Source organism: Inhella gelatinilytica (assembly GCF_016093295.1).
Classification (GTDB): Bacteria; Pseudomonadota; Gammaproteobacteria; order Burkholderiales; family Burkholderiaceae_C; genus Inhella; species Inhella gelatinilytica.
In genome coordinates this window covers 190,581-214,433 of sequence record NZ_JAEDAL010000004.1, presented here as the reverse complement: position 1 = coordinate 214,433, position 23,853 = coordinate 190,581, and the positions used below count along the sequence as shown (strand labels likewise).

Below are 23,853 nucleotides of genomic sequence, written 5' to 3'. Positions count from 1 at the left end.
CTTGGACGTGCCTTTTTTTTAGCTTCGGCACGGCTTGTGTTCGTGCGGGATACGGTGCTGGGGCGCTCTGCGCCTGTGTGCACCGAGCAACCCCACCGAGGCGTGGCACCGAGACCCCATGGACCACATCCGAAACTTTTCCATCATTGCCCACATCGACCACGGGAAGAGCACCCTGGCCGACCGACTCATCCAGCGTTGCGGGGGTTTGGCTGACCGCGAAATGGAGGCCCAAGTCCTGGATTCGATGGACATTGAGCGCGAGCGCGGCATCACCATCAAGGCTCAAACGGCGGCGCTTCACTACAAGGCGCGAGATGGGAAGGTCTACAACCTGAACCTGATCGATACCCCCGGGCATGTTGACTTCAGCTACGAGGTGAGCCGCAGTCTCAGTGCCTGCGAAGGGGCCTTGCTGGTCGTGGATGCGAGCCAAGGCGTTGAAGCGCAGACCGTTGCCAACTGCTACACCGCTTTGGATCTGGGCGTGGAAGTGGTTCCGGTGTTGAACAAGATGGACCTGCCGCAAGCGGACCCGGACAACGCCAAAGCCGAGATCGAAGATGTGATCGGTATTGATGCCACCGATGCCATTCCGTGCTCGGCCAAGTCGGGCATGGGCATCGACGACATCCTGGAAGCGGTCATCGCCAAAATGCCGCCCCCCAAAGGGGTCCTGGAGGCACCGCTGCGCGCCATGATCATTGACTCCTGGTTCGATAACTATGTGGGCGTCGTGATGTTGGTCCGTGTGGTGGACGGTACGCTAAAGCGAGATGAACGCATCCGTATGATGGCCACCAACGCGGTCTATCCCGTGGACCAGTTGGGAGTCTTCACGCCCAAGAGCGAGAAACGCGATCAACTGAACGCCGGCGAGGTCGGTTTCGTGATTGCGGGCATCAAGGAACTGGCCGCCGCCAAGGTGGGTGACACTATCACGCTGGAAAAGAAGTTGCCCAACAACCTCGGTCCGGCCACCGAGGCCCTGCCAGGGTTCAAGGAAATCCAGCCCCAGGTCTTTGCCGGGCTGTACCCGACCGAAGCGAGTGAATACGACCAGCTTCGTGACGCCCTGGAAAAGTTGCACTTGAATGACTCCTCCCTGCGGTTCGAACCCGAGGTGTCGCAAGCGCTGGGTTTTGGTTTCCGCTGCGGGTTCTTGGGCTTGCTGCACATGGAGATCGTGCAGGAGCGCCTGGAGCGTGAGTTTGACCAGGACCTCATCACCACCGCACCGTCGGTTGTGTACGAAGTGGTGCTGGGCGATGGCGAAGTCATTGAAGTCGAGAACCCCAGCAAGATGCCCGAGCCCGGCAAAATCGCCGAGATTCGGGAGCCCATCGTGACGGTGCACCTGTACCAGCCCCAGGAGTACGTGGGCGCCGTCATGACCCTGGCCAATCAGAAGCGGGGCGTGCAGGTGCAGATGAGCTATCACGGCCGCCAGGTCCACCTGACGTACGAGATGCCCCTCGCGGAAATCGTGCTCGACTTCTTTGACAAACTGAAGTCTGTCAGCCGGGGCTATGCCTCGATGGACTACGAGTTCAAGGAATACCGGGCCTCAGACGTCGTGAAGGTCGACATGCTGATCAACGGCGACCGGATCGACGCGCTGGCCATCATCGTGCACCGCAGCCAGAGCCAGTTCCGCGGGCGTCAGGTGGCCGCGAAGATGCGCGAAATCATTCCGCGTCAGATGTATGACGTCTCGATTCAAGCGGCCATCGGGGTGAAGATCATCGCCCGCGAGGACATCAAAGCATTGCGCAAGAACGTGCTGGCTAAGTGTTATGGCGGCGACATCACCCGCAAGCGCAAGCTGCTGGAAAAGCAGAAAGCGGGTAAGAAGCGCATGAAGCAAATCGGCTCTGTGGAAGTGCCGCAAGAGGCCTTCCTAGCCATTCTGCAGGTCGAAGAATGAACAGCGAGCTCAACGAAGATCACCCTCAACTCAGCGCGTTGACCGCATTTTTGTACGCGGTTCTGGTCGTCTACTTGGGGGGCTGGTACCTGGACAAATGGACGGGAAATTTTGCGCTGCTGCTCTTCCTGATGTCGGTGGTGACGTTCTTCTATTGGATCGCCGAGCGCTGGTATTTCTTGCCCCGGCGAGAAGCCGCGGCCCGCGCCCTGGTCGAACAGGACGCTCAGCGGCGCGCCAAGCTGTCGGCCGAAGGAATCAAGGTCGACCACGCGGACATCGAAGGCGCGCGCAGGGCGGTGCTGCGCCAACCCTGGTGGCTGGATTGGACGGCAGGCTTGTTTCCGGTCATCGTCCTGGTGTTTGGGCTGCGTTCTTTCTTATTTGAGCCCTTTCGCATCCCCTCGGGCTCCATGGTGCCCACGCTTTTGGTGGGGGACTTGATCTTGGTGAACAAGTTTCACTACGGGGTGCGCCTGCCCGTCATCAACAAGAAGATTTGGGACAACCAACCGGTCCGGCGTGGGGATGTGATGGTGTTTCGCTTCCCGGAAGACCCGCGCATGGACTACATCAAGCGGGTGGTCGGACTGCCGGGCGACGTGGTGAGCTGGCGCAACCAGACCCTGAGCATCAACGGTCAAGAAGTCAAGACCGACGCGTTGGGGCCCTATTTCGACCAGGACAGCCTGCGAGAGCGCCCTCGTTACCGTGAGTCTCTGGGCGAGCGCCCCCATGACATGCTCGTGAATCGCAGTTTGCCGCTGCATTTCCGCATGGACACGGCGAACGGCCCGTTCCCTCACGCAGAAAATTGCCAATACGGGTTGGATGGCGTGACGTGCACCGTGCCGGCGGGGCACTACTTCATGCTGGGTGACAACCGGGACAATTCACGCGACAGCCGCTTCTGGGGTTTTGTGCCTGACGCCAATATTGTGGGCAAGGCCGTGTTCATCTGGATGAATTTGGGCGATCCCAAGCGGATTGGCGGATTCGACTGAGATACGCTTCTAGATCTCGGACATTCGGAGTCAGGCGATGCGGAATTCAGCCCGGGCCCAGCGCGGCCTTTCCTTGATCGGCATGTTGACGGTGGGGGTCATCGTTGCTTTTTTCTTTATTGTTGGCGCCAAGGTGACCCCCACACTTTTGGAGTACCAAGCCACGAAGAAGGCCGTGACGACCATTGCACGAAACAACCCGCCGACCGTGGCGGCGGCGCGTGCCGAATTTGATCGAATCAAGGCAGTCGAGTACTCGATTCAATTGAATTCCAGTGAATTGGATGTCTCCAAGGATGGAGACAAAGTCCATATCAGTTTCGCGTTCCAGCGCGAGATCGAACTCGGCGGACCGGTCTACTTGCTCATGAAGTATCAAGGGCAGTCTGAGTGAGGGAGTTGCAAGCGGCGCTTGGGTATTCGTTTCGTGACGTTGGCCTGCTGCAGCGAGCGCTCACCCATCGCAGCTTCAGTGCACAGCACAACGAGCGACTGGAGTTCCTGGGCGACGCGGTCCTGGGGCTGGCCATTACGCAGCACTTGTATGCCAGCCGCCAGCAAATGGATGAAGGCGCCCTGTCCAGAATGCGCGCCCATTTGGTGCGAGAAGAAAGCCTGCAGACGGTTGCACGGGCCTTAAACCTGCCGCAGCACCTGCGCGTGAGCGAGGGCGAAGCACGAGGCGGCGGCGCCCAACGCCCGGCCATCTTGGCGGACGCCCTGGAGGCGGTGATCGGCGCGGTCCATTTGGATGGCGGATTTGATGCCGCCCAAGCGCTGGTTTTGCGATTGTTCGGCCCCGCGCTGCTTGAGGATGCGAGTGCGACCCGGTGGGCCAAGGACGCCAAGACGGCGTTGCAGGAATGGCTGCAAGCTCGCAAGCACCCGATTCCGGCCTATCGCATCGTTTCGGCCCAGGGTAAATCGCACCAGCAGGTCTTTGAAGTGGAATGCGCCATTTCGGTCTTGTCCTTGCAGAGTCGAGGAAAGGGCACCTCTCGGCGAGCGGCTGAACAACAGGCAGCGCAGGCACTCTTGAACCAACTCCAAGGCCAAACGCCCAGTCAATCGAAGGACACCCCATGAACGACGTGCAGACCCCTGTGAATCCTCGCTGTGGGCTCATCGCCATTGTCGGGCGACCGAACGTCGGCAAGTCCACCTTGCTCAATGCCCTGGTGGGACAAAAGGTGTCGATCACGTCTAAGAAAGCGCAAACCACGCGGCATCGCATCACTGGGGTGCGTACCCGTGGCGAGACCCAGTTTGTCTTTGTCGACACGCCCGGGTTCCAGACGCGCCACGGCAATGCGCTGAATCGAAACTTGAATCGCACGGTGACGGGCGCGTTGGCGGACGTGGATTTGGTTCTGCTCGTCGTCGAGGCTGGGCGATTTGGCTTGGATGACGCCAAAGTTCTGTCGCTGCTTCCGCCCGGTAAACCCGCCGTGTTGGTGGCGAACAAATTGGACGCCGTCCACCGCAGGGCCGATCTGCTGCCGTGGCTCAAAGACATGCAGGAGCGCCACGCCTTTGCCGAATTTGTGCCGTTGAGTGCGCGCAAGGCCGCGGACGTGGACCGGCTCTACGACATCCTTTCGCCCTATTTGCCGGAGCAGCCGTGGTTTTTTGAAGAGGATGCGCTGACGGATCGCAGCGAGCGATTTCTGGCCTCAGAGTTGATCCGTGAGAAACTGTTTCGCCTGACGGGCGACGAGTTGCCCTACAGCTGCACGGTGGTCATTGATCGGTGGGAAGAAGAGGCTCCGGATCCGGTCGCTGACAGCAAGCCGCTGGCCCCAGGGCTTCCGGCCCTGCCGGCAGCGCCCGGTGCGGCGCGCCGCCGGATTGCAGCGACGATCGTGGTGGAACGCGAAGCCCACAAAGGCATGGTGATTGGCCAGGGCGGCGAGCGTCTCAAGCGCATTGGGACTGAAGCTCGCCAGGAACTAGAGCGGCTGACCGAGTCACGCGTGTTCTTGGAGCTTTTTGTCAAAGTGCGCTCGGGCTGGGCTGACAGCGAGGAGCACCTGCGCTCCTATGGCTACGAGTAAGACGCGACTGAGGTGAAATCGGGTGGCCTGACGGCCTACGTGCTGCACCGGTACGACTGGAGTGAGTCCAGTCTGGTTCTGGATGTTTTTACGCGCGAACAAGGCCGGATCAGTGTTGTGGCCAAAGGCGCCAAACGTCCGACCTCCCAGCTTCGGGCGGTGTTGTTGCCCATGCAGCGCGTGCACCTGCACCTCACCAAGCCCAAAGGCCCTGAGCTGATGGACATCCACACGCTCAGAAGCGCGGAGTGGGCGGCCGGCCATCCCATGCCCCAAGGGGACGGGTTGTTGGCGGCGTACTACCTCAATGAGCTGCTGTTGCGCCTATTGCCGCGCGGCGAACCCCATCCCGAGGTGTTTGAGCCCTACGCCGCAGCGATCGCAGGCTTGGCATTGCCAACGGAGACCAGCGACTCGCCCGATGCTTGGCTTCGGGCCTTCGAATTGCGATTGCTTCAGGCCCTGGGGTGGTTGCCCGATTTGACCCGAGACAGCGTCCACCTCGAACCGCTTCACGCTGCTGGCCGTTACACCCTGACCCCCGAAATCGGCCTGGTCGCAGGGGAGGGGACGCGCGGCAGCTTGGCCGGCGCGAACTGGGTGGCCATGGCCCACGCCCTGCCTGGAGGACTCCACCCATTGGTGGAAGCGGTGCTGACGCTGCCGAAGCGGAGCACGCTGAAAGCGCTCTTGCGGGAGGTCCTCCACTACCATCTGGGGCATCAGGCGCTGCGCAGCCGCTTCGTGCTCCATCAGGCCCACGATCTTCTGGAAAACCGCCCATGAACCCCTTACTGAATGGTGCAGACGCGAGCCCCCTGTGCGCGCTGTCGGTGAACGTCAACAAAGTTGCGCTGCTGCGCAATACGCGCCACCTGGGCATTCCCAGTGTCACGCGGGCGGCTGCACTGTGTCTGGAGGCCGGGGCGCAGGGCATCACCGTGCATCCCCGGCCGGATGCCCGGCACATTCGGGAGTCGGATGTCCACGAACTGGCCACCTTGATGGCCCAGTGGCCGCAGGCGGAATTCAACATTGAAGGCAACCCGACGCAGAACCTGATGAACTTGGTCCGGGCCTTGAGGCCGCATCAGGCTACGTTTGTGCCGGATAGCGAGGACCAATTCACATCGGATCATGGTTGGACCCTTCCCGCGGACGCCGGCCGTCTGGCGCCCTTGGTGGCCGAATGTCGGCAACTTGGTGTGAGAGTGAGCCTCTTCATGGATCCCAATCCGGACGCGATGCTTGAAGCCGCGCGTTTGGGTGCCGATCGGGTCGAGTTGTATACCGAGCCCTACGCGGCGGCACATGGCGGTCCAGAACAGGCAGCGCAACTGCAGCGCTACAAGATGGCCGCCCAAGCGGCATTGGCCGCAGGGTTGGGTGTCAACGCGGGGCATGACCTGAACCGGACCAACTTGACGGATTTCCTGCGGGCGGTGCCGGGGGTTCAAGAGGTGTCGATTGGACACGCGCTGATTGCCGATGCGCTGGAACTGGGGTATGCCGAAACCGTTCGGGAGTACCTGCGCTGCATTGCTCGCGCGGTCCGCTGACTCGCTCAATAAAAAAGCCGCCGTGCCCGTCAGGGCCGGCGGCTTTTTTCCGGGCTTCGACGATTAAGCGTCGAACGGCAGACGAACCTGATTCAGATCCTTGCGGGTTTCGACCAAGACCAGGGGGCCTGCGTCGACCACGACCGCAGGAGGACGTTCGCGGGGAACGCGCTGCGGCTTGGGCTCGGCTGCGATGGCCGCTTGCGCGGCTGCGACCTTGTCGGCATCCGATCCAACCCAGGTCAGTCCGGCCTCAGCGGCCAACTGCTGTAGCGCTTCGGTGGGCAACACATAAGCTGCGGCGGCCGGCGCAGCGGCTTCTGCGGCCGGTGGTGCGGACTCCATCGTTTCCGTGACGATGGATTCCACCGCTTGAGGCGGCTCGGCCTGCGGTTCGCTCTCCAGCGTAACGGGCGCGCCCGAGGACGCTTCCAGTTCAAGTTGTTGCGGGGCCTCAGTGGCCTCGACCGGTTCGTTGCGACCCCGGCGACGACGGCGGCGACGCTGACCCTCTTCTGACTGGTGACCTTCGGCGAGATCATCGTTCGGCGTTTCATCCGCTTCCACGCGCCCAAGGGTGGCGTCCGCAGCGATCACGGCTGGAGAGGGCGCAAGACGGTCCGGTTCGGTATCTGCGAAATCGGTCGGCGCTTCGGTGGTTTCGGGCGCGACCCCGTCGCTTCGACCCCGGCCACCCCGGCGGCGGCGGCGGCCTTTGCGCTCATCGGCCAGGTTGGACGAGGTCGGTTCGCCGTGCAGCGGTTCGATGCGCTCGTCTTGATCCGGCGCCTGGCTGTCCACGTAGGCGGGCGGGGCCTCGTGCAGTTCTTGTACGGTCGGCACGGCCGCGCTGGGATGGGCCGTGGCGAGGTGTTGACTGGCCTCGGCCACCTGGGCTTCGCTGTGTTCACGCCGCTCGCCGCGGTCACGACGGCGGCGCTGACCGTCACCGCGCCCCTCCGGGCGCGCTTCTTGGCGCTCCTCGGTGCGCGCCTCGCGGCTTTCGCGGGTGTCCCGTTTCGATTCGGTGGGCTTGGCCTCGCCGCGGTTGCGTTCGCCGCGGTCCCCCCGATCACTGCGGTCTCCCCGCTCGCCCTTCTCGCGCTTGTCGGCGCGCTCACCGCGTTCCGTCCGGTCACCGCGATCGCTGCGGCGACCCCGGTCGCCACGTCCTGCACGGCGCTCCTCTTTGCCCTTCTCCTGGGAAGGAGCGGGCGTCACCGCCGGCGTGGGTTCCGGGGTGCTGCTGAACAGACTCTTGAGCCAGCCCAAGAAGCCGCCGGAGGCGGCTTTCGGGGCGGCGGCTGGCGCGGGCACGGGCGCCGGAGCGGGCGGTGGCGCCAGTGGCGCGGGCTGATCGGGCAAAACCCCTTTGATCAGCGGCTCCTGGCGAGGCTTGGCCTTCTCACGACGGGTGATGCCCACCTCATCGCTGGGCTCCTCGATCATGGTGTAGCTGGCCTTGAAGGCGTCCAGACGGGGGTCGTCATGGCGCAGGCGCTCCAGCTTGTAGTTCGGGGTTTCCAGATGCGGGTTGGGGATCAACAGCACGTTGACGCGCTGCTTCAACTCGATCTTCGTGATCTCTGCGCGCTTCTCGTTCAAGAGGAAGCTGGTCACCTCCACTGGCACCTGAACGTGCACTGCGGCGGTGTTGTCCTTCATGGACTCTTCCTGAACCATGCGCAGGATCTGCAGGGCCGAGCTTTCCGTGTCACGGATGTGGCCCGTGCCATTGCAGCGCGGGCAGGTGATGTGGCTGCCCTCGCTGAGTGCCGGGCGCAGGCGCTGCCGGCTCAGTTCCAGCAGGCCGAATTTGCTGATGGAGCTGAACTGCACGCGGGCACGGTCGTGGCGCAGGGCGTCGCGCAGACGGGTCTCGACCTCGCGGCGGTTCTTGCCTTCCTCCATGTCGATGAAGTCGACCACGATCAGGCCGCCCAAGTCGCGCAGGCGGCACTGACGGGCGATTTCGTCGGCCGCTTCGAGGTTGGTGCGGGTCGCGGTTTCCTCGATGTCCGAGCCGCGCGTGGCGCGGGCCGAGTTCACGTCCACCGAAACCAAGGCTTCGGTGTGGTCGATCACGATGGCGCCGCCGCTGGGCAAGGTCACCGTGCGGCTGAACGCCGTTTCGATCTGGTGTTCGATCTGGAAGCGGCTGAACAGCGGCGCGTCGTCGCGGTAGCGTTTGACGCGGTTGGCGGTGTCCGGCATCACGTGGGCCATGAACTGCTTGGCCTGCTCGTAGATGTCGTCGGTGTCGATCAGGATCTCGCCCACATCCGCGTGGAAGTAATCGCGAATGGCCCGAATAACCAGGCTGCTTTCCTGGTAAATCAGAAAGGCACCCTTGCCACCCTTGGCCGCGTCGTCAATGGCACTCCAGAGTTTGAGCAGGTAGTTCAGATCCCACTGCAACTCGGCGGCCGAGCGGCCGATGCCGGCGGTGCGGGCGATCAGGCTCATGCCCTTGGGGTAGTCCAGGCTCTCCAGGTTTTCCTTGAGCTCTTCGCGGTCCTCACCCTCGATGCGGCGGCTCACGCCACCGCCGCGCGGATTGTTGGGCATCAAGACCACATAGCGACCGGCGAGCGAGATGAAGGTGGTCAGGGCTGCGCCCTTGTTCCCACGTTCTTCCTTTTCAACCTGAACCAGGAGCTCTTGACCTTCTTTGATGACGTCGTTGATGCGCGCGCTGCGCACATCGACCCCCTCCTTGAAGTAGGAGCGCGCAATTTCCTTGAAGGGCAAGAAACCGTGCCGCTCTTCGCCGTAATCGACGAAGCACGCTTCCAAGGACGGCTCGACCCGGGTGACGACGGCTTTGTAGATGTTGCCCTTGCGCTGCTCTCGACCTTCGATTTCGGTTTCAAAGTCGATCAGCTTTTGGCCATCCACAACGGCCAAGCGACGCTCTTCGGGCTGCGTCGCGTTAATCAGCATGCGTTTCATGCGGGTTCTCTCTCCACGGTCAAAGCGCTGCCCACGGGCAGCAACCATGCACGCGCCTTAGAGATGAACCGGAAGGAATCGCCCTGGGCGACGCGATCAGCCTGATGAACAGCTTCGCGAAGCGTTGGCACGAGAGTGAACTCCGCTCGCGGCCCCACCTGGCCATTCGAGCCCTGCGGCCCAGCGGCAACGCCCGGCCCAATCGCGCGTCACTGGGGCGCGATGGTCGGGGCGGCGGCTGAAGGCCGGGGAGGGGCGAAGGGGCAGCATGGGCTGGCGAATTGGAGAACACACAGTGCGCGCAGCCCACCCTCATGAGGTGACCTGCGGCGCAAAAAACCTTGTCGATCAACGCAGGGCCCAAGCCCTGCGAATGGTTCAATCACTTGGCGCTACCTGAGCAGTTGCCCCAGCCGCCTTCGCCACCTTGGGGCGAGGCCTGCAGGGCAAAAAGCCCAGTTGCATCACGAATACCCTCTGCGCCGCGCATAAAATTTTTCAAATCAACGACTTACCACGCAGATGGCCGGCCGCATTATAAAAGCCAAAGCACGCGCCGACGCTCCGGCCCGCCCGCAAAAACCCGAAGCTTCACCGGCGCCCCCTCTCGCCAAAGGGATCGTTCGTCTCGTCGTGGTGGACGAAGGCAGCGCGGGGCAACGTCTCGATAACTTCTTGTTGCGCGAAATCCGCGGGGTTCCCAAGACCCATGTCTACCGGGTGATTCGGGGCGGCGAGGTGCGCGTCAACAAGGGCCGCGCTCAGGCGGACACCCGTCTGAATGTGGGGGATGTGGTGCGCATTCCCCCTGTGCGATTGCCGGAAAAGGGGGGCGATGCCGAGGCGGTACCGCCCCGAGAATTTCCGATCCTCTTCGAAGACGAACACCTGCTGGTGGTGGATAAGCCAGCAGGTGTCGCGGTCCATGGCGGCTCCGGCGTGAGTTTTGGCGTGATTGAGCAATTGCGCCGGGCGCGTCCCCAGGCCAAATTTTTGGAATTGGTGCATCGCTTGGACAAAGAAACCAGCGGGGTGCTGGTGATGGCCAAGAAGCGCTCGGCGCTGACTCATGTGCAGGACCAGTTTCGAGGCCGGGAGACGGGCAAGACCTATGCCGCCCTGGTCTGGGGCGACTGGCCCGAGAAGCTCAAAGTGATTGACCAAGCCCTCCTCAAGACTCTGGACGCGAAAGGGGAGCGGCATGTGCGCGTGGTGCCCGCGGATCACGACGGGGCCAAGCGGTCCATCACCCTGGTCAAGGTGGCGCAGCGCCTGGGCTGGGCGACCCTGCTGGACGTCACCATCAAGACGGGCCGAACCCACCAAATTCGGGTGCACCTGGCCGAAGCCGGGCACGCCATCGTGGGCGATCCCAAATACGGCGACTTCGCCAAAAACAAAGAACTGGCGCGCGGGCCGCGTCGATTTGAGCGCATGTTTTTGCACGCCAAGCGCTTGCAGTTCACCCATCCGGCCAGTGGGGCCGAGGTGGTGTGCGAGGCCGGTTTGCCGCAAGGGTGCGTGCTCTTGATTCAAGGAAATCCATGATTGGGCGTGTGCGGCTCTTGATGTGTTGGGTCGGGATCGGCTTGGCTTGCCTGTGCACGCCGGTCGAGGCCGGCGGCCCGTACTCAGGGCCCGAGCCGCTCGCGATCCCCTTCGGTGCCGGGCAGGCCAAGCTGGATGCCCGGGTTGTCGAGGTACTGGATCAGTTGGCGATTCGGGCGCAGCACTGCGCCAAAGAGGGCGAGCTGGTGTTTCAAGTCCGCCACATGCCGGGCGCTGATCCGAAGCTCTTGTTGCGACGCGAGGCGGCGATACGCGCGCGGCTCGATGCCTTGGGTCTCTCCGTGAAGATGGAGCGGCTCCAATTCAGCATTCCCACGGGTTCTGGGGCTGTTTCTGTTGACCCTGACGAGGAGGCCCTGCCGCCTGCTCCGCCTCCACCCCCTTGGTACCTCGAGGGCGCCGTCCGGGCGGGCGAAGACGATTTTTGCTTTGAGGGGCAAGACACGTTTGCCTGGACGGAACGTAATCCACGTCTGCTAGCTTGGGTCCGCGCGTTGGAGCAGTCGTTGCGACAGAAGGCGGCGAAGGCGCCCTCGTTTTGGCAGTTGATCACCCCCAGTGTGCGACGCGCATTTCTAAGCCCTTCTTTGGCACGGGAAGCGTATGCGCTCAGCTTGGCCGGCAGGCCCGATGCACGGGGGGTTTTCTGGTGGCTGGTGGACCAGGATGCTGTGGCGTTGCCGCCGGCGCAGCGCTTGGAGTGGGTGCGGTACCTCTGGCAGGCGGGCGCCGACGAGGATTTGTCGGAATTGAGCCGTCGCCTTGCCATCCCTGGCATCAGCCTGGACGATCGCGTGGTCCGCGCGCCGATTCTGATGGAGGCCAATCTGCCCTGGCCTGTCATTGAACGACGCCTGATGGAGGAGGGTTTGATGCGTCGGGCGGGCGAAGTGTTGCGGCCGACGTTCGGCCAGCGTGATTCGCGTCTGATCATGACCGAGAGCATGATTCGGCGGCCGCAGTGGGCCGCTTGGGCGCGCCTCACGCGTGCGGCCGGTGCGGCGCGCGCGTGCTTTCTGAGTGATGCCATTTCTCTTACGCAGCCCGACAGGGTCCCCGAGTCAGATGCCCATCTGGCATCGGCGGCCTTCGCCAACCTTTACGTGTGGGTCGCCGGGCCGGCAGGTCGGTTTGAGGTTGAGCCACCCCACGGTGTGTGCAACCCAACAGCCGACCTGCTGCGCATCGCTACGGGTTGCAACTCCAGAGGGACGGCTTACCCGGAGTTCGCGTCGCGATGGCTTGAGGCCGGTTTGATCCTGGACGAGCGGACCATCGCCGTCGCGATTTCGCCCGGAGGGCTGGACGGTGATGGTCGTTGCCGTCTTCAATACACGCCCGGGCAGCGCTTCCCCTACCGTTTGTACAAACCGTGAGTGTCATGTCCCCACTTCGTTTTGAGTTGCTTGCCTTCGACTGGGATGGCACCTTGTTTGACTCCACGGCCTGCATCGTCAAGAGCATCCAGGCGGCGGCGCGGGAGTTTGGCTTGCCGGAGGTGCCCAAAGAGCGTGCCCAGCATGTCATTGGCTTGGGGTTGGAGCCGGCCTTGCAGATCGCGGTGCCGGATTTGCCGCGCGAGCGCTATCGGGACCTCGCCAACGCCTACCGCCGCCACTACTTCGCAACGGTGCACGAGGTGACCCTGTTCGAAGGGGTGCCCGACCTGCTGCTGGAACTAAAACGCCGGGGGCACCGCCTCACCGTGGCGACTGGAAAAAGCCGCCGGGGGCTGGACGAAGCCTTGCGACAAGTGGGCCTGACCGATTTGTTTGAGGCCACCCGTACCGCGGAGGAAACAGCGAGCAAGCCGCACCCGCAAATGCTGCACGAGTTGATGGACGAGTTGCGGGTGCCGGCGCATGGCACCTTGATGATTGGCGACACGACCCATGATCTGCAGTTGGCCGCTAATGCGGGCACGGCGGCGTTGGCGGTGAGCTTTGGCGCCCACGCTGCCGCCGAATTGCTGGCCCTGCAGCCGTTGGCCGTGGTGCCCAATGTGCCTGCCCTGGCCACCTGGTTGCGCCAGCATGGCTGAAGCCCTGCCGGTTTGCGCCAGCGAGGCCCTGCAGGAGCGGGGATTGGCCGTGCAATGGGAACTGCTCTATTGCGGGTTGGAAGAGCGCGCTTTTGCTGTGCGCGTGGATGGACAAGTGGTGGCCTACCTCAATCGCTGTGGGCATGTGCCGACTGAGTTGGATTGGCAGCCGAATGCGTTTTGGGACGACAGCCGGCAGTACTTGATTTGTGCTGTTCACGGCGCGCTGTATTCGCCCAGGACTGGGGCCTGCTTGGGCGGACGCTGCGGGCGGATGGGGCTGATTCCCGTCGCCGTATCCGAGCGGGACGGCCAGGTGCATTGGTATCCTTCTGACACCCTCCAGCCTTTACCGGACGCCCCGGCGTCTTCTCCATGAATCCGAACGACCCGACCGTGCTGCCAGACCCCACGCCGGAGCCGGCCGACATGCTCAAAGCAACATCCGCCCCGGCGACCTCGGCGACCTCGGCGACCCCGGCGACCCCGGCGACCCCAACAGAACCGTCTCCGCCCCATGCGCCCGCCGGCCACGAAGTCTTGGCGCTGCAGTTGGCCCGCGATTTCTTGGATGAACGTCGGCGCGAGCGCCGTTGGCGCATCGGATTTCGCTTGTTGTGGCTGGTGCTGGGGGTCGCGTTCCTACTGACCCTGTGGGCCGAGCAGAACCCTGCCGTGACTCACGGGTCGCCGCATACCGCTTTGGTGGAGGTCCATGGCGAAATTGGCCCGACAACCGAAGCGGGGGCCGAAGTGCTGGTGGCGGCGTTAAAGAATGCCTTTGCTGACCAAGGGGCGCGGGCCGTGGTGCTGCGGTTCAATTCCCCGGGGGGCAGCCCCGTGCAGGCGGGGATCGTTTATGACGAAATTCGCCGACTCAAAGCGTTGCACAAGAAGCCGGTCTATGCCGTGGTGGAAGACCTTTGCGCGTCAGCCGCTTATTACATCGCGTCGGCTGCCGACGAAATCTATGTCGACAAGGCGTCCATGGTGGGGTCCATTGGGGTCTTGATCGACGATTTCGGTTTTGACGGGCTGATGTCCAAATTGGGCATCGAGCGGCGGCTGATCACCGCTGGCGAGCACAAGGGGCTTCTGGATCCGTATTCGCCCCTGCGTCCCCAGGAGCGGGCCCTGGCGCAGGCCATGATTGATGAGGTGCATCAGCAGTTCATTGCCGCGGTGCGGGATGGACGCGGCTCCCGGCTGAAGGAGGACCCGAAGCTGTTTTCTGGCCTGGTGTGGAACGGCCAACGCGCTGTGGAGTTGGGGCTGGCGGACGGTCTGGCCAACTTGGATCATGTGGCGCGGGAAGTCGTGGGTGCCGAGGACGTGATCGACTACACCCCGCACGAAAACGTGGCCGAACGGTTGGTGAAGCGGTTCGGTGCGGCGCTGGGCGAGGGCGCGGTTCGGGCCATGCGCGACAGTCCGACTTTGCGCTGAAGGCCGGGGGCACCATGAACTGGGATTGGAGTGCAGGGTACCCCAGCCGCCGGAGCCCGGTTTTTGGACGTGAAGTGGTGGCAACCAGTCACCCCCTGGCGGCGCAAGCGGGGCTACAAATCCTGCGCCAAGGCGGCAATGCCGTGGATGCCGCGGTCGCCACCGCGGCTTGCATGACCCTGGTGGAGCCCTGCTCGAACGGTTTGGGGTCTGATGCTTTCGCCCTGGTGTGGGACGGGCGGCATTTGCACGGGCTCAATGCCAGTGGGCCGGCCCCACAGGCGTGGAGCCCTGACCGCTTTGCGGGACAGTCCACCATGCCGACTCGGGGGTGGGACGCGGTGACGGTGCCCGGCGCCGTGGCCGGCTGGGTGGCGCTACACCAGCGGTTCGGACGGCTGCCGTTTGCCGATCTGATGGCTCCCGCGATCGACATCGCCGAGCGCGGCTATGCGGTCCCGGTGGGCGTGGCCGACAAATGGGCGCGCGCGGCACAGGTTCCGGAGCTGGCGCAGGGCGCGGGGTTTGCCCAGGCCTTTTTGCCTGCGGGCCGGGCGCCGCAGGTGGGGGATTGCTTTGCTTTTCCGGCGGCGGCCCGCAGTCTGCGTTTGATCGCGGAGTCGCGCGGCGACGCTTTTTATCGGGGAGAGATTGCTGCAGCACTGGACGCCTTTTCTCGCGAAGGCGGTGGGGCCCTGCGGGCCTCGGATCTGGCCGCCTTCCAGCCCGAGTGGGTGGAGCCCATCAGCGTGGCGTTTCAGGGACATCGGGTGCACGAAATCCCGCCCAATGGGCAAGGCATCGCAGCCCTGATGGCTTTGGGGATGGCTCGGCACCTGGGCTTGGGCGAGCACCCCGTGGACGACTGGCGCACGCAGCACCTGCTGATCGAGGCCATGAAATTGGCCTTCGCAGACACCTATGCCTACGTCAGTGAGCGGTCTGCGATGCCGGTTTCAACCGCTGCTTTGTTGGACGACGCCTACCTGCGTGATCGGGCGGCCCAGATTGACCCCCTGCGGGCCCAAGCGTTTGGCGCGGGCAATCCGGTCCGCGGCGGCACGATCTATCTGACCACCGCGGACGCGCAAGGGCTCCAAGTCAGCTTCATCCAGAGCAACTACATGGGTTTTGGCTCCGGTCTGGTGTTGCCCGGGTACGGCATTAGCCTTCAAAACCGCGGGGCTTGCTTCAGTCTGGTGCCGGGGCATCCCAACCGGGTGGCTCCTGGGAAGCGTCCCTTTCACACCATCATTCCGGGTTTTCTGACCCGCGAGGGCCCGGGCGGCCCTGAGGCGGTCATGGGGTTTGGGGTCATGGGCGGCAACATGCAGCCACAAGGCCACTTGCAAACCTTGGTGCGCCTGCTGGTGTATGGCCAAAACCCGCAGGCCGCCTGTGATGCGCCCCGCTGGCGCTTCAACGACGGCCTGCACCTGAACGCCGAGCCGCATTGGCCCCGCAGCACGCTAGAGGGTTTGGCGGCCGCTGGGCATCAGTTGGGCGACATCCACGACAGCTACCAAGACTTTGGGGCCGGTCAGTTCATTGCGCGGCTCCAGCCGGGCGAGCCGGCAGGGGTTGCGGGCTATGTGGCGGCCAGCGACCCGCGTCGAGACGGCTCTGCCGTGGCTTGGTAATGGATGCTGGACTGCTTCTCCCTGACGATCGTCAGGGAGTCTGAGTTTCGTTAGCATCGATGGTTTCTTGACCACCGATTGCGGCCCGTGACCAAGCTGCTTGATGCCACCTAAGTCGTGCTTCCCTTGCTGACCGGCAAGGGACGGATGCGTGCGTCAAGAATTAGTTGGAGTGGTCCATGACTCAATCGGTTTGGCAGCGGTGGCGGGCGGCAATTCGTCAGCGCTTGACCCTAGCCCCCCACGATTTATTGCGGGAGCGCGGCTTTCGCCGCCTCTGGATGTCGACGCTGATGTCGTCGACTGGGGCGCAAATCACCATGTTGGCTTTGCCCCTGACGGCGGCCCTGCTGCTGCAGGCGAGCCCCCAGCAAATGGGGTGGCTGACGGCGCTGGAGCTAGCGCCTTTTGTGCTTTTTTCGCTGCCCAGTGGCGTGTGGTTGGATCGGGTGCGCAAGTTGCCCGTCTATGTGGTGGGGGAGCTGAGTCTGGCGGCCGCACTGGTGACCGTGCCGGTGGCCTTTTACCTGGACTCGTTATCCATCGCCTGGCTGTACGTCGTGGCGTTCTGGCTCGGTACTGTGCATACGGTCGCGGGCACGGCCGCTCAAGTGGTATTGACCCAGGTGGTCCCGCGCGACCGGTTGGTCGAGGCCCACGCCAAGAATGCGTTGGCCTCCAGTGGGCCGGAAGTGGCGGGCCCGGCATTGGGGGGGGTGCTGATCAAGTTGGTTGGGCCGCCCGTGGCTTTGCTCTTGGACGCCTTGCTGTTGGCGGGATCGGCCCTGGTACTGAAGGGCATTCACGTCAGCGAAACGGTGGTGGACCGGGGCCGGCGCTTCAGCGAAGAGCTCTTTACCGGTTTGCGCTTTGTGCGTGGCAACTCGCTGCTGCCCACGCTGTCTTGGGCCATCGGTGGCTGGCAGTTTTGTCACTACACCGCCATGGTGGTGCAGATCCTGGTGGCTTCACGCGAACTGGGGTTGAGTCCGGGCACGATTGGGCTGACTTATGTGGCCTTGGGCGTCGGCACGGTGCTGGGCAGTGTGAAAGGCCATGCGATCAGCCAAAAGTTGGGCCCTGGCCCGTGTTTGGTTTTGGGCATGGCCACCACGGGCGTGGGTTGGGGGCTGGCGGCTTTGGCGCCTGCGGGCCCTTGGGGGGTAGTGGCCTTCGCGACCATGCTGGGCTTGTTTGGGCTGGGGGCGGTGCTGATCTTCATCAACTTCCTCGGCTTGCGCCAGGCGGTCACGCCGGATGACATGCTGGGGCGGGTGACCAGCACCATGCGGTGGTTGACGGTGATCCCCGGTGCGCCCGGCGCCCTGCTGGGGGGCTGGTTGGGCCAGCATTGGGGGCTTCGTCACGCGTTGGGAGCGGCGGGCCTTGGGGTACTGCTACTTGCAGTTCTGGCCTGGCGCTCCCCAACTCTGCGGAGGCTTCGCGCCTTACCGCAGGTGGACCATGACTCTGCGATGGCTGCCGTTTGACCCAGTCGCGCGCAGCTTTTTCGAAGAAGATATGCAGACCCGGACGTGTCTTGAGGATCGCATGCAAGAACCCAGAATTCCAATTGAGGAAAAGCAACGCCTTCTCGCTTTGCACCGACTCAATTTACTGGACACGCCACCGGAGGAGCGATTTGATCGTCTGACGCGTATAGCGCGGCAGTATTTCAAAGTGCCCATCGTGCTAGTCAGTCTCGTGGATGCAGACCGCCAATGGTTCAAATCCGCCCAGGGTTTGTCCGTCTGCGAGACCGGAAGGAATGTTTCGTTTTGCGGGCATGCCATCCTCAGCGAGGAGCCACTGATGGTGCCCAATGCACTGCAGGATCCAAGATTCGATGACAACCCACTGGTTACGGGGCCACCGAATATTCGCTTTTATGCCGGGCGCCCCGTCCATGCGCCGACTGGCGAGCGGGTGGGAACCTTGTGCCTCATTGATGTCCGCCCGCGCGATTTGTCTCGACTGGATTTGCAAGTTCTGGCTGATTTGGCTGGTGCCGTAGAAAGCGAAATGGCCCGGAGTGGTTAAACACGACCACGGGCCATTGGATTTGGAGTGGAGCCTCGTCGCCGAATTTTGGCGATTGGGCATCTTCATTGAGCTTTAGAAGCGTTTGCCAACGCCCACGCTGACCAAGAGCGGGTTCACTTCGAATTCGCCCACCTTGGTGCCCTTGGACGTCACGTCCGTGCCCAGTTGCACCTTTTTCACGTCAACGTTGAACAGCCAGCCACCGCCCATCGGGACATCGAAGCCCACATTGGCGGCCAGACCGTAGCTGTGCCGCTTGATGTTGGGTTGCAGTGCGGTCTGAACGGCGGGGGCGAACTCCACTCCCGAGAACAGCGTCGCGTTCACGCCCACGCCCACGTACGGGCGCCAGCCCATGCCGGTGAAGTGGTACTGCAGCGTCAGCGTCGGTGGCAGATGCTTCAATTCGCCGATCTTGGCGCCGGCGGAGCGAATGTCGTGCTTTTGCGGGTAAGTCAAGATCAATTCAGCCGCCACGTTGGGGCTGAAGAAATAGGTGATGTCCAGCTCGGGGAAGGTCTTGTTGTTGACCGAAAGGGCCAAGGGGGTGGTGTCCTTGTTGGCCGAGTCCAGGTGCAACGCGCGGCCCCGAACAATCCAGTCGCCTTGGTCTTGGGCTTGCGCCGAGAAGGCAAGGGCGGCGAGGGCGAGGGCGGACAGCGAAACTTTGCGAGACATTGAAAAACTCCTGTCAGGAAGGGAAGACAGGGGCATTCCACGCCCGAAAGGACTAGTACTTGTTGATTAGGGTCAAACCCTCGCCCCCACAACAATTGTGGGTATTGGAGGCTTTGCGTTGGATCAGAAACCGGCGTGGGGGTGTCGTGTCGAGGCCACATGCAAGGGCAAATCCAGCCGGTCGGTAATCAGCCCGTCCACGCCAGCGCCGATGAGCCGCTCGGCGTCGGGCTCCTCGTTGACGGTGTAACAAAGCGCCTTCAGTCCGGCGGTGTGCAGCGCACGGACGCCGTCCGCGGTCAAGCTGGCGTGATGACTGACAACGGCCCGAACGTGCAGAGACAGGGCCAGTGCCGGAATCTCGGCGCTCCACCGCTCGACCAGCAGCGCCAAAGGCCAGTGGGGATCCGCGGCTTGTGCGGCGCGCAAGGCCTGGGGGTCGAAGGAGCTGAGCAGTGGGGGAATGCCCCCTTTCCAGTGGTCCGAGAGCCAGCGCGCCACACCGGCACCGACCCGCTCCGCCTCGCCTGGGCTGGGTTTGAGCTCCAAGTTCAGGGCCCATCCGAGATCCGCTGCACTGGCACTCAGCTGGGCGAGGCTGGCCAGGGGCTCGCCGACAAAGGCAGGGCTGTGCCAGCTCCCCGCATCCAATTGCGCCAACACGGCCCAGGGTTGAGTGCAAGCCAATCCTTGCCCGTTGGTGGTGCGCTCCAAGGTGTCGTCGTGGAGCAAAAAAGGAACCCCATCGGCGCTCAACTGCACGTCGCATTCAAAGCCTCGAAAGCCGGCCGCCGCGCCGGTTCGGAACGCCCCCGCGGTGTTTTCCGGCGCTTGCTTGCCCGCGCCGCGATGTGCGATCCAAAAAGGGTAGGGCCAGTCCATGGGTTCACTCCGGGTTGGTGAGCAGGCTCACTTCGCGCCAGACGCAGGCTAGGCGCAACTCCTTACCCCCAAATCACACCGGGAGAAGGCTCTGCACGAGAATAGCCGGACCACGACGCCGCATCCAGCGGCCCCGACGCTGATCCATGTCCGCCGCGCCGCTTGCCCCCACCCCGCTAGATTCCCCGCTGCTCCCCAACGAACCGTTGGTTCGTTTGAGGGAGATCCCCTACAACTACACCTCGTTCTCCGACCGCGAGATCGTGCTGCGCCTGCTGGGCCCTCGCGCCTGGGAGCTTGCCGAGCAGTTGCGCGGCCAGCGCAACACCGGCCGCTCGGCGCGCATGCTCTACGAGGTGCTGGGTGACATCTGGGTGGTTCAGCGCAATCCGTATTTGGAAGATGACTTGCTGGCCAATCCGCGCCGGCGGGAGGCCCTGGTGGAGGCGCTGTACCACCGCTTGCGCGAGGTGGACCGCCGCCGCGATCCTGCCAAGGATCCGGAGCGGGATGCGCTGGTGGGCGAGCTGTTGGATCTTGCGGGCCAAGCCGTGCAGCGCTTTGCGACGCGTTTCCGGGAGGTCTGGGACCTGCGCAAGCGCACGGCCAAAGTCTTGGGGCGGCACACCGCCAAGGACAACATCAAGTTCGACGGCCTTTCACGCGTCAGCCATGTGACCGACGCGACCGACTGGCGCGTCGAGTACCCCTTCGTGGTGCTGACCCCCGACAGCGAGGCCGAGATGGCCGGCTTGGTGGCTGGGTGCATCGAGCTGGGCCTGACCATCATCCCCCGGGGCGGCGGCACCGGCTACACCGGTGGCGCCGTGCCCCTCGTGTGGAAAAGCGCCGTGATCAACACCGAGAAGCTCGAGGCCCTGCAGGGCGTCGAGATGCTGCAACTGCCCGGCCTGGACCGCGAGGTGGCCACGATCTACAGCGAAGCGGGCGTGGTGACGCAGCGCGTGGCGGACTTGGCGGAGCAGCACGGCTTTGTGTTCGCCGTGGACCCGACCAGCGCCGAGGCCAGCTGCATCGGCGGCAACATCGCCATGAATGCCGGCGGCAAGAAGGCCGTGCTGTGGGGTACGGCGCTGGACAACCTGGCCTCGTGGCGCATGGTGACGCCGGACGCCAAGTGGCTGGAAGTGGTGCGTCTGAACCACAACCTCGGCAAGATTCACGACGTTGAAACGGCCAGCTTCGAGCTGCGCCACTTCGACGCCAGCGGCAAGACCCTGGAGAAGACCGAGCGCTTGGACATCCCGGGGCGGCTGTTCCGCAAGGAAGGCCTGGGCAAAGACGTCACCGACAAATTCCTCGCTGGGCTGCCCGGCATCCAAAAAGAGGGCTGCGACGGCCTGATCACCAGTGCGCGCTGGGTGGTGCACCGCATGCCCAAAGCGGTTCGGACCGTCTGTTTGGAATTCTTTGGCAATCCCAAGGAGGCCGTGCCTTCGATCGTGGAGATCAAGGACTATCTGTTCGCCTCCGCCAAAGAAGGCAAGGCCATCTTGGCCGGCCTGGAGCATCTGGACGACCGCTACCTTAAGGCAGTCGGTTATGCCACCAAGAGCAAGCGGGGCGGCCTGCCCAAGATGGTGCTGGTGGGCGACATTGTGGGCGACGACGAGGCCGAGGTCGCGCGGGCCACTTCAGAGGTGGTGCGCATCGCCAATGCACGCAGCGGCGAGGGATTTGTGGCCGTTAGCAGTGATGCGCGTAAGAAATTCTGGCTGGACCGCAAGCGCACGGCGGCGATTGCCAAACACACCAACGCCTTCAAGATCAACGAGGACGTGGTGATCCCGCTCGAGCGCATGGGCGAGTACACGCTCGGCATCGAACGCATCAACATCGAACTGAGCTTGCGCAACAAGCTGGAGCTCATCGAGGAGCTGCAAGCCTTCTTTGCGCAGCCGCGCCTGCCCCTGGGCAAGAGCGACGATGCCAGCGAGATCGCCAGCTCGGAATTGCTCGAAGACCGGGTGGTTCAAGCGCAAGCCCTGATTCAGCAGGTCGGGGATCAGTGGCAGCGCTGGCACGACGAGCTGGACCTGCCCCGCGCGGCGGAGCCCAGCTACTTCGAGCAATTGCAGGCTGGCCAGGCCCGCGCCAGCTGGAAGCGGGACGTGCTGCGTCCGCTGCAAAACCTGTTCAGCGGGGCGGCCTACACGCCCATCATTGAGGGCATCAAGGCCCTCCACCAAGAGGTGCTCAAGGGTCGCGTGTGGGTGGCTTTGCACATGCACGCGGGTGACGGGAATGTTCACACCAACATCCCGGTGAACTCCGACAACTACACCATGCTGCAAACCGCCCATGAAGCGGTGGGCCGCATCATGAAGCTGGCCCGTTCGCTGGGCGGTGTCATCAGCGGCGAACATGGCATCGGCATTACCAAGCTGGAGTTCCTGACCGACGCTGAACTGGCCGGCTTTGCCGACTACAAGCGCCGTATCGACCCCGAAGGCCGCTTCAACCGCGGCAAGCTGCTGCGTCTTGGGCAAGACAAAGAAATCCCCTTTGCCGACCTCACCAATGCCTACACGCCCAGCTTTGGGCTGATGGGGCATGAGTCCCTGATCATGCAGCGCTCGGATATCGGCGCCATCTCCGACTCGATCAAAGATTGCCTGCGGTGCGGCAAGTGCAAGCCCGTGTGCGCAACCCATGTACCGCGCGCCAACTTGCTCTACAGCCCGCGCAACAAGATCTTGGCCACCTCGCTGCTGATCGAGGCCTTCCTCTACGAGGAGCAGACGCGGCGCGGCATCAGCCTGCAGCACTGGGAAGAGTTCGAGGACGTGGCCGACCACTGCACGGTGTGCCACAAGTGCGCCACGCCCTGCCCGGTTAAGATCGACTTCGGCGACGTGTCCATGAACATGCGCAACCTCTTGCGCAAGATGGGCCAAAAGAGCTTCCGACCGGGCAACGCCGCGGCGATGTTCATGCTCAACGCCACCAACCCCGAGACTATCAAGCTGGCGCGAAGCGCCATGGTGGGCGTGGGCTTCAAGGCGCAGCGCATGGCGCACGAGGTGCTAAAAAAGCTCGCCAAGAAGCAGACCTCGGCGCCGCCGAGCACCGTCGGTGTGGCGCCCGTCCGCGAGCAGGTCATTCACTTCATCAACAAAAAACTGCCCGGAGGCCTGCCCAAGAAGACCGCGCGTGCGCTCTTGGACATCGAGGACAAAAACTACGTTCCCATCATTCGCAACCCGGCGACGACGAACGCGGACACTGAGGCGGTTTTTTACTTCCCAGGTTGCGGCTCCGAGCGGCTCTTCAGCCAAGTCGGCTTGGCCACGCAAGCCATGCTCTGGCACGCCGGCGTGCAAACCGTGCTGCCGCCGGGCTATCTGTGCTGCGGCTATCCGCAGCGCGGTTCGGGCCAGTTCGAAAAGGCCGAGCAGATGATCACCGACAACCGGGTGCTGTTCCACCGCGTGGCCAATACGCTGAATTACCTGGACATCAAGACGGTGGTCGTGAGTTGCGGCACCTGCTTTGACCAGTTGCAGGGCTATCGCTTCGAAGACATCTTCCCGGGCTGCCGCATCGTCGACATCCACGAATACCTGCTGGAGAAGGGCATCAAGCTCGAAGCCGGTGGTTCCTACCTGTACCACGACCCCTGCCACAGCCCGATGAAACAGCAGGAGCCCCTGAAGACCGTCAAGGCCCTCGTGGGTGAGCACGTGGTGCAGAGCGCGCGCTGCTGCGGTGAATCGGGCACGCTGGGCGTGACCCGGCCGGACATCAGCACGCAGATTCGCTTCCGCAAGGAAGAAGAGTTGCGCAAGAACGCCGCGCAAATCGCGCCGCAGGGGGGTGACGTCAAGATCCTCACCAGCTGCCCGAGTTGCTTGCAGGGCCTGAGCCGTTATGGCAACGACCTGCAGAACGGCTTGCTGGAGGCCGACTACATCGTGGTGGAGATGGCCAACAAGATCTTGGGCGCCAATTGGATGCCCGATTACGTGGCTCAAGCCAATGCGGGTGGAATTGAGCGGGTGTTGGTCTAAGGGCGCGGGCTTCCTCGACCCGCTTGT

Annotated in this window: 20 protein-coding genes; 17 read left to right on the top strand and 3 right to left on the bottom strand. The window is 63.4% G+C overall.

Annotation, left to right across the window (positions count from 1 at the left end):
- Window positions 1-118 precede the first annotated feature (118 nt).
- From lepA to I7X43_RS10575, 7 genes are read left to right on the top strand one after another with little or no spacing between them, the layout of a single operon-like run.
- Entirely contained in the window at window positions 119-1,927 is a 1,809-nt protein-coding gene (lepA, locus tag I7X43_RS10605; protein WP_198100900.1) for a translation elongation factor 4, read from the top strand.
- Entirely contained in the window at window positions 1,924-2,931 is a 1,008-nt protein-coding gene (lepB, locus tag I7X43_RS10600; RefSeq protein WP_198100899.1) for a signal peptidase I, read from the top strand. The genes lepA and lepB overlap by 4 nt, the downstream gene beginning before the upstream one ends.
- 37 nt (window positions 2,932-2,968) lie before the next feature.
- The gene (locus I7X43_RS10595; protein WP_198100898.1) at window positions 2,969-3,325 is read left to right on the top strand and encodes a DUF4845 domain-containing protein; all 357 of its coding nucleotides are present in this window, start codon (window positions 2,969-2,971) and stop codon (window positions 3,323-3,325) included.
- A complete protein-coding gene (gene rnc / locus I7X43_RS10590) occupies window positions 3,322-4,017 on the top strand; it encodes a ribonuclease III (RefSeq protein WP_198100897.1) in 696 nt (231 codons plus the stop codon). The genes I7X43_RS10595 and rnc overlap by 4 nt, the downstream gene beginning before the upstream one ends.
- Complete coding sequence (gene era, locus I7X43_RS10585; protein WP_198100896.1) at window positions 4,014-4,985, top strand: GTPase Era; 972 nt, start codon at window positions 4,014-4,016, stop codon at window positions 4,983-4,985. The genes rnc and era overlap by 4 nt, the downstream gene beginning before the upstream one ends.
- A gap of 12 nt (window positions 4,986-4,997) precedes the next feature.
- Window positions 4,998-5,771: a DNA repair protein RecO gene (recO, locus tag I7X43_RS10580; protein WP_198100895.1), complete on the top strand. Its 774-nt coding sequence runs from the start codon at window positions 4,998-5,000 to the stop codon at window positions 5,769-5,771.
- Entirely contained in the window at window positions 5,768-6,544 is a 777-nt protein-coding gene (locus I7X43_RS10575) for a pyridoxine 5'-phosphate synthase (RefSeq protein ID WP_198100894.1), read from the top strand. Before recO ends, I7X43_RS10575 begins: the two co-directional genes overlap by 4 nt.
- Window positions 6,545-6,607: 63 nt before the next feature.
- On the opposite strand, the gene I7X43_RS10570 is transcribed toward I7X43_RS10575, so the two are convergent.
- On the bottom strand, window positions 6,608-9,496 hold the full coding sequence (locus I7X43_RS10570) for an Rne/Rng family ribonuclease (protein ID WP_198100893.1): 2,889 nt from the start codon (window positions 9,494-9,496) through the stop codon (window positions 6,608-6,610).
- A gap of 104 nt (window positions 9,497-9,600) precedes the next feature.
- On the opposite strand from I7X43_RS10570, the gene I7X43_RS10565 reads away from it, so the two are divergent.
- The 9 genes from I7X43_RS10565 (at window position 9,601) to I7X43_RS10525 (ending at window position 18,232) form a co-directional block, all read left to right on the top strand.
- On the top strand, window positions 9,601-9,738 hold the full coding sequence (locus I7X43_RS10565; RefSeq protein WP_198100892.1) for a hypothetical protein: 138 nt from the start codon (window positions 9,601-9,603) through the stop codon (window positions 9,736-9,738).
- A 280-nt stretch (window positions 9,739-10,018) separates the two neighbouring features.
- Window positions 10,019-11,044 (top strand): RluA family pseudouridine synthase, encoded by a 1,026-nt coding sequence (locus tag I7X43_RS10560; RefSeq protein WP_198100891.1) that lies wholly within the window; start codon window positions 10,019-10,021, stop codon window positions 11,042-11,044.
- A complete protein-coding gene (locus I7X43_RS10555) occupies window positions 11,041-12,441 on the top strand; it encodes a hypothetical protein (protein WP_198100890.1) in 1,401 nt (466 codons plus the stop codon). Before I7X43_RS10560 ends, I7X43_RS10555 begins: the two co-directional genes overlap by 4 nt.
- A 5-nt stretch (window positions 12,442-12,446) precedes the next feature.
- Window positions 12,447-13,106: an HAD family hydrolase gene (locus I7X43_RS10550; protein WP_198100889.1), complete on the top strand. Its 660-nt coding sequence runs from the start codon at window positions 12,447-12,449 to the stop codon at window positions 13,104-13,106.
- Entirely contained in the window at window positions 13,099-13,485 is a 387-nt protein-coding gene (locus tag I7X43_RS10545) for a Rieske (2Fe-2S) protein (protein WP_198100888.1), read from the top strand. The genes I7X43_RS10550 and I7X43_RS10545 overlap by 8 nt, the downstream gene beginning before the upstream one ends.
- A complete protein-coding gene (locus tag I7X43_RS10540; RefSeq protein WP_246480337.1) occupies window positions 13,482-14,552 on the top strand; it encodes a S49 family peptidase in 1,071 nt (356 codons plus the stop codon). The genes I7X43_RS10545 and I7X43_RS10540 overlap by 4 nt, the downstream gene beginning before the upstream one ends.
- A 14-nt stretch (window positions 14,553-14,566) precedes the next feature.
- A complete protein-coding gene (locus tag I7X43_RS10535) occupies window positions 14,567-16,192 on the top strand; it encodes a gamma-glutamyltransferase family protein (RefSeq protein ID WP_198100887.1) in 1,626 nt (541 codons plus the stop codon).
- Window positions 16,193-16,371: 179 nt separating this feature from the next.
- A complete protein-coding gene (locus tag I7X43_RS10530) occupies window positions 16,372-17,682 on the top strand; it encodes an MFS transporter (RefSeq protein ID WP_198100886.1) in 1,311 nt (436 codons plus the stop codon).
- On the top strand, window positions 17,657-18,232 hold the full coding sequence (locus I7X43_RS10525) for a GAF domain-containing protein (RefSeq protein WP_246480336.1): 576 nt from the start codon (window positions 17,657-17,659) through the stop codon (window positions 18,230-18,232). The genes I7X43_RS10530 and I7X43_RS10525 overlap by 26 nt, the downstream gene beginning before the upstream one ends.
- Window positions 18,233-18,307: 75 nt before the next feature.
- On the opposite strand, the gene I7X43_RS10520 is transcribed toward I7X43_RS10525, so the two are convergent.
- Both I7X43_RS10520 and ugpQ read right to left on the bottom strand, forming a co-directional pair.
- Complete coding sequence (locus I7X43_RS10520) at window positions 18,308-18,913, bottom strand: OmpW/AlkL family protein (RefSeq protein ID WP_198100885.1); 606 nt, start codon at window positions 18,911-18,913, stop codon at window positions 18,308-18,310.
- 123 nt (window positions 18,914-19,036) lie between these two features.
- Window positions 19,037-19,795: a glycerophosphodiester phosphodiesterase gene (gene ugpQ, locus I7X43_RS10515; RefSeq protein ID WP_198100884.1), complete on the bottom strand. Its 759-nt coding sequence runs from the start codon at window positions 19,793-19,795 to the stop codon at window positions 19,037-19,039.
- 146 nt (window positions 19,796-19,941) lie between these two features.
- Here ugpQ and I7X43_RS10510 point away from each other — a divergent pair, with 146 nt between their 5' ends.
- Entirely contained in the window at window positions 19,942-23,826 is a 3,885-nt protein-coding gene (locus I7X43_RS10510; RefSeq protein WP_198100883.1) for a DUF3683 domain-containing protein, read from the top strand.
- Window positions 23,827-23,853 lie beyond the last annotated feature (27 nt).

What these genes read in the sequence shown, in the direction of transcription:
- I7X43_RS10540 (WP_246480337.1), top strand. Translation starts at nt 13,482, where the DNA reads ATGAATCCGAACGACCCGACCGTGCTGCCAGACCCCACGCCGGAGCCG.
- I7X43_RS10555 (WP_198100890.1), top strand. Translation starts at nt 11,041, where the DNA reads ATGATTGGGCGTGTGCGGCTCTTGATGTGTTGGGTCGGGATCGGCTTG.
- I7X43_RS10525 (WP_246480336.1), top strand. Translation starts at nt 17,657, where the DNA reads ATGACTCTGCGATGGCTGCCGTTTGACCCAGTCGCGCGCAGCTTTTTC.
- I7X43_RS10535 (WP_198100887.1), top strand. Translation starts at nt 14,567, where the DNA reads ATGAACTGGGATTGGAGTGCAGGGTACCCCAGCCGCCGGAGCCCGGTT.
- I7X43_RS10510 (WP_198100883.1), top strand. Translation starts at nt 19,942, where the DNA reads ATGTCCGCCGCGCCGCTTGCCCCCACCCCGCTAGATTCCCCGCTGCTC.
- lepA (WP_198100900.1), top strand. Translation starts at nt 119, where the DNA reads ATGGACCACATCCGAAACTTTTCCATCATTGCCCACATCGACCACGGG.
- I7X43_RS10565 (WP_198100892.1), top strand. Translation starts at nt 9,601, where the DNA reads ATGAACAGCTTCGCGAAGCGTTGGCACGAGAGTGAACTCCGCTCGCGG.
- lepB (WP_198100899.1), top strand. Translation starts at nt 1,924, where the DNA reads ATGAACAGCGAGCTCAACGAAGATCACCCTCAACTCAGCGCGTTGACC.
- I7X43_RS10570 (WP_198100893.1), bottom strand. Translation starts at nt 9,496, where the DNA reads ATGAAACGCATGCTGATTAACGCGACGCAGCCCGAAGAGCGTCGCTTG.
- ugpQ (WP_198100884.1), bottom strand. Translation starts at nt 19,795, where the DNA reads ATGGACTGGCCCTACCCTTTTTGGATCGCACATCGCGGCGCGGGCAAG.
- I7X43_RS10530 (WP_198100886.1), top strand. Translation starts at nt 16,372, where the DNA reads ATGACTCAATCGGTTTGGCAGCGGTGGCGGGCGGCAATTCGTCAGCGC.
- I7X43_RS10575 (WP_198100894.1), top strand. Translation starts at nt 5,768, where the DNA reads ATGAACCCCTTACTGAATGGTGCAGACGCGAGCCCCCTGTGCGCGCTG.
- I7X43_RS10520 (WP_198100885.1), bottom strand. Translation starts at nt 18,913, where the DNA reads ATGTCTCGCAAAGTTTCGCTGTCCGCCCTCGCCCTCGCCGCCCTTGCC.
- I7X43_RS10560 (WP_198100891.1), top strand. Translation starts at nt 10,019, where the DNA reads ATGGCCGGCCGCATTATAAAAGCCAAAGCACGCGCCGACGCTCCGGCC.
- era (WP_198100896.1), top strand. Translation starts at nt 4,014, where the DNA reads ATGAACGACGTGCAGACCCCTGTGAATCCTCGCTGTGGGCTCATCGCC.
- I7X43_RS10550 (WP_198100889.1), top strand. Translation starts at nt 12,447, where the DNA reads ATGTCCCCACTTCGTTTTGAGTTGCTTGCCTTCGACTGGGATGGCACC.
- I7X43_RS10545 (WP_198100888.1), top strand. Translation starts at nt 13,099, where the DNA reads ATGGCTGAAGCCCTGCCGGTTTGCGCCAGCGAGGCCCTGCAGGAGCGG.
- I7X43_RS10595 (WP_198100898.1), top strand. Translation starts at nt 2,969, where the DNA reads ATGCGGAATTCAGCCCGGGCCCAGCGCGGCCTTTCCTTGATCGGCATG.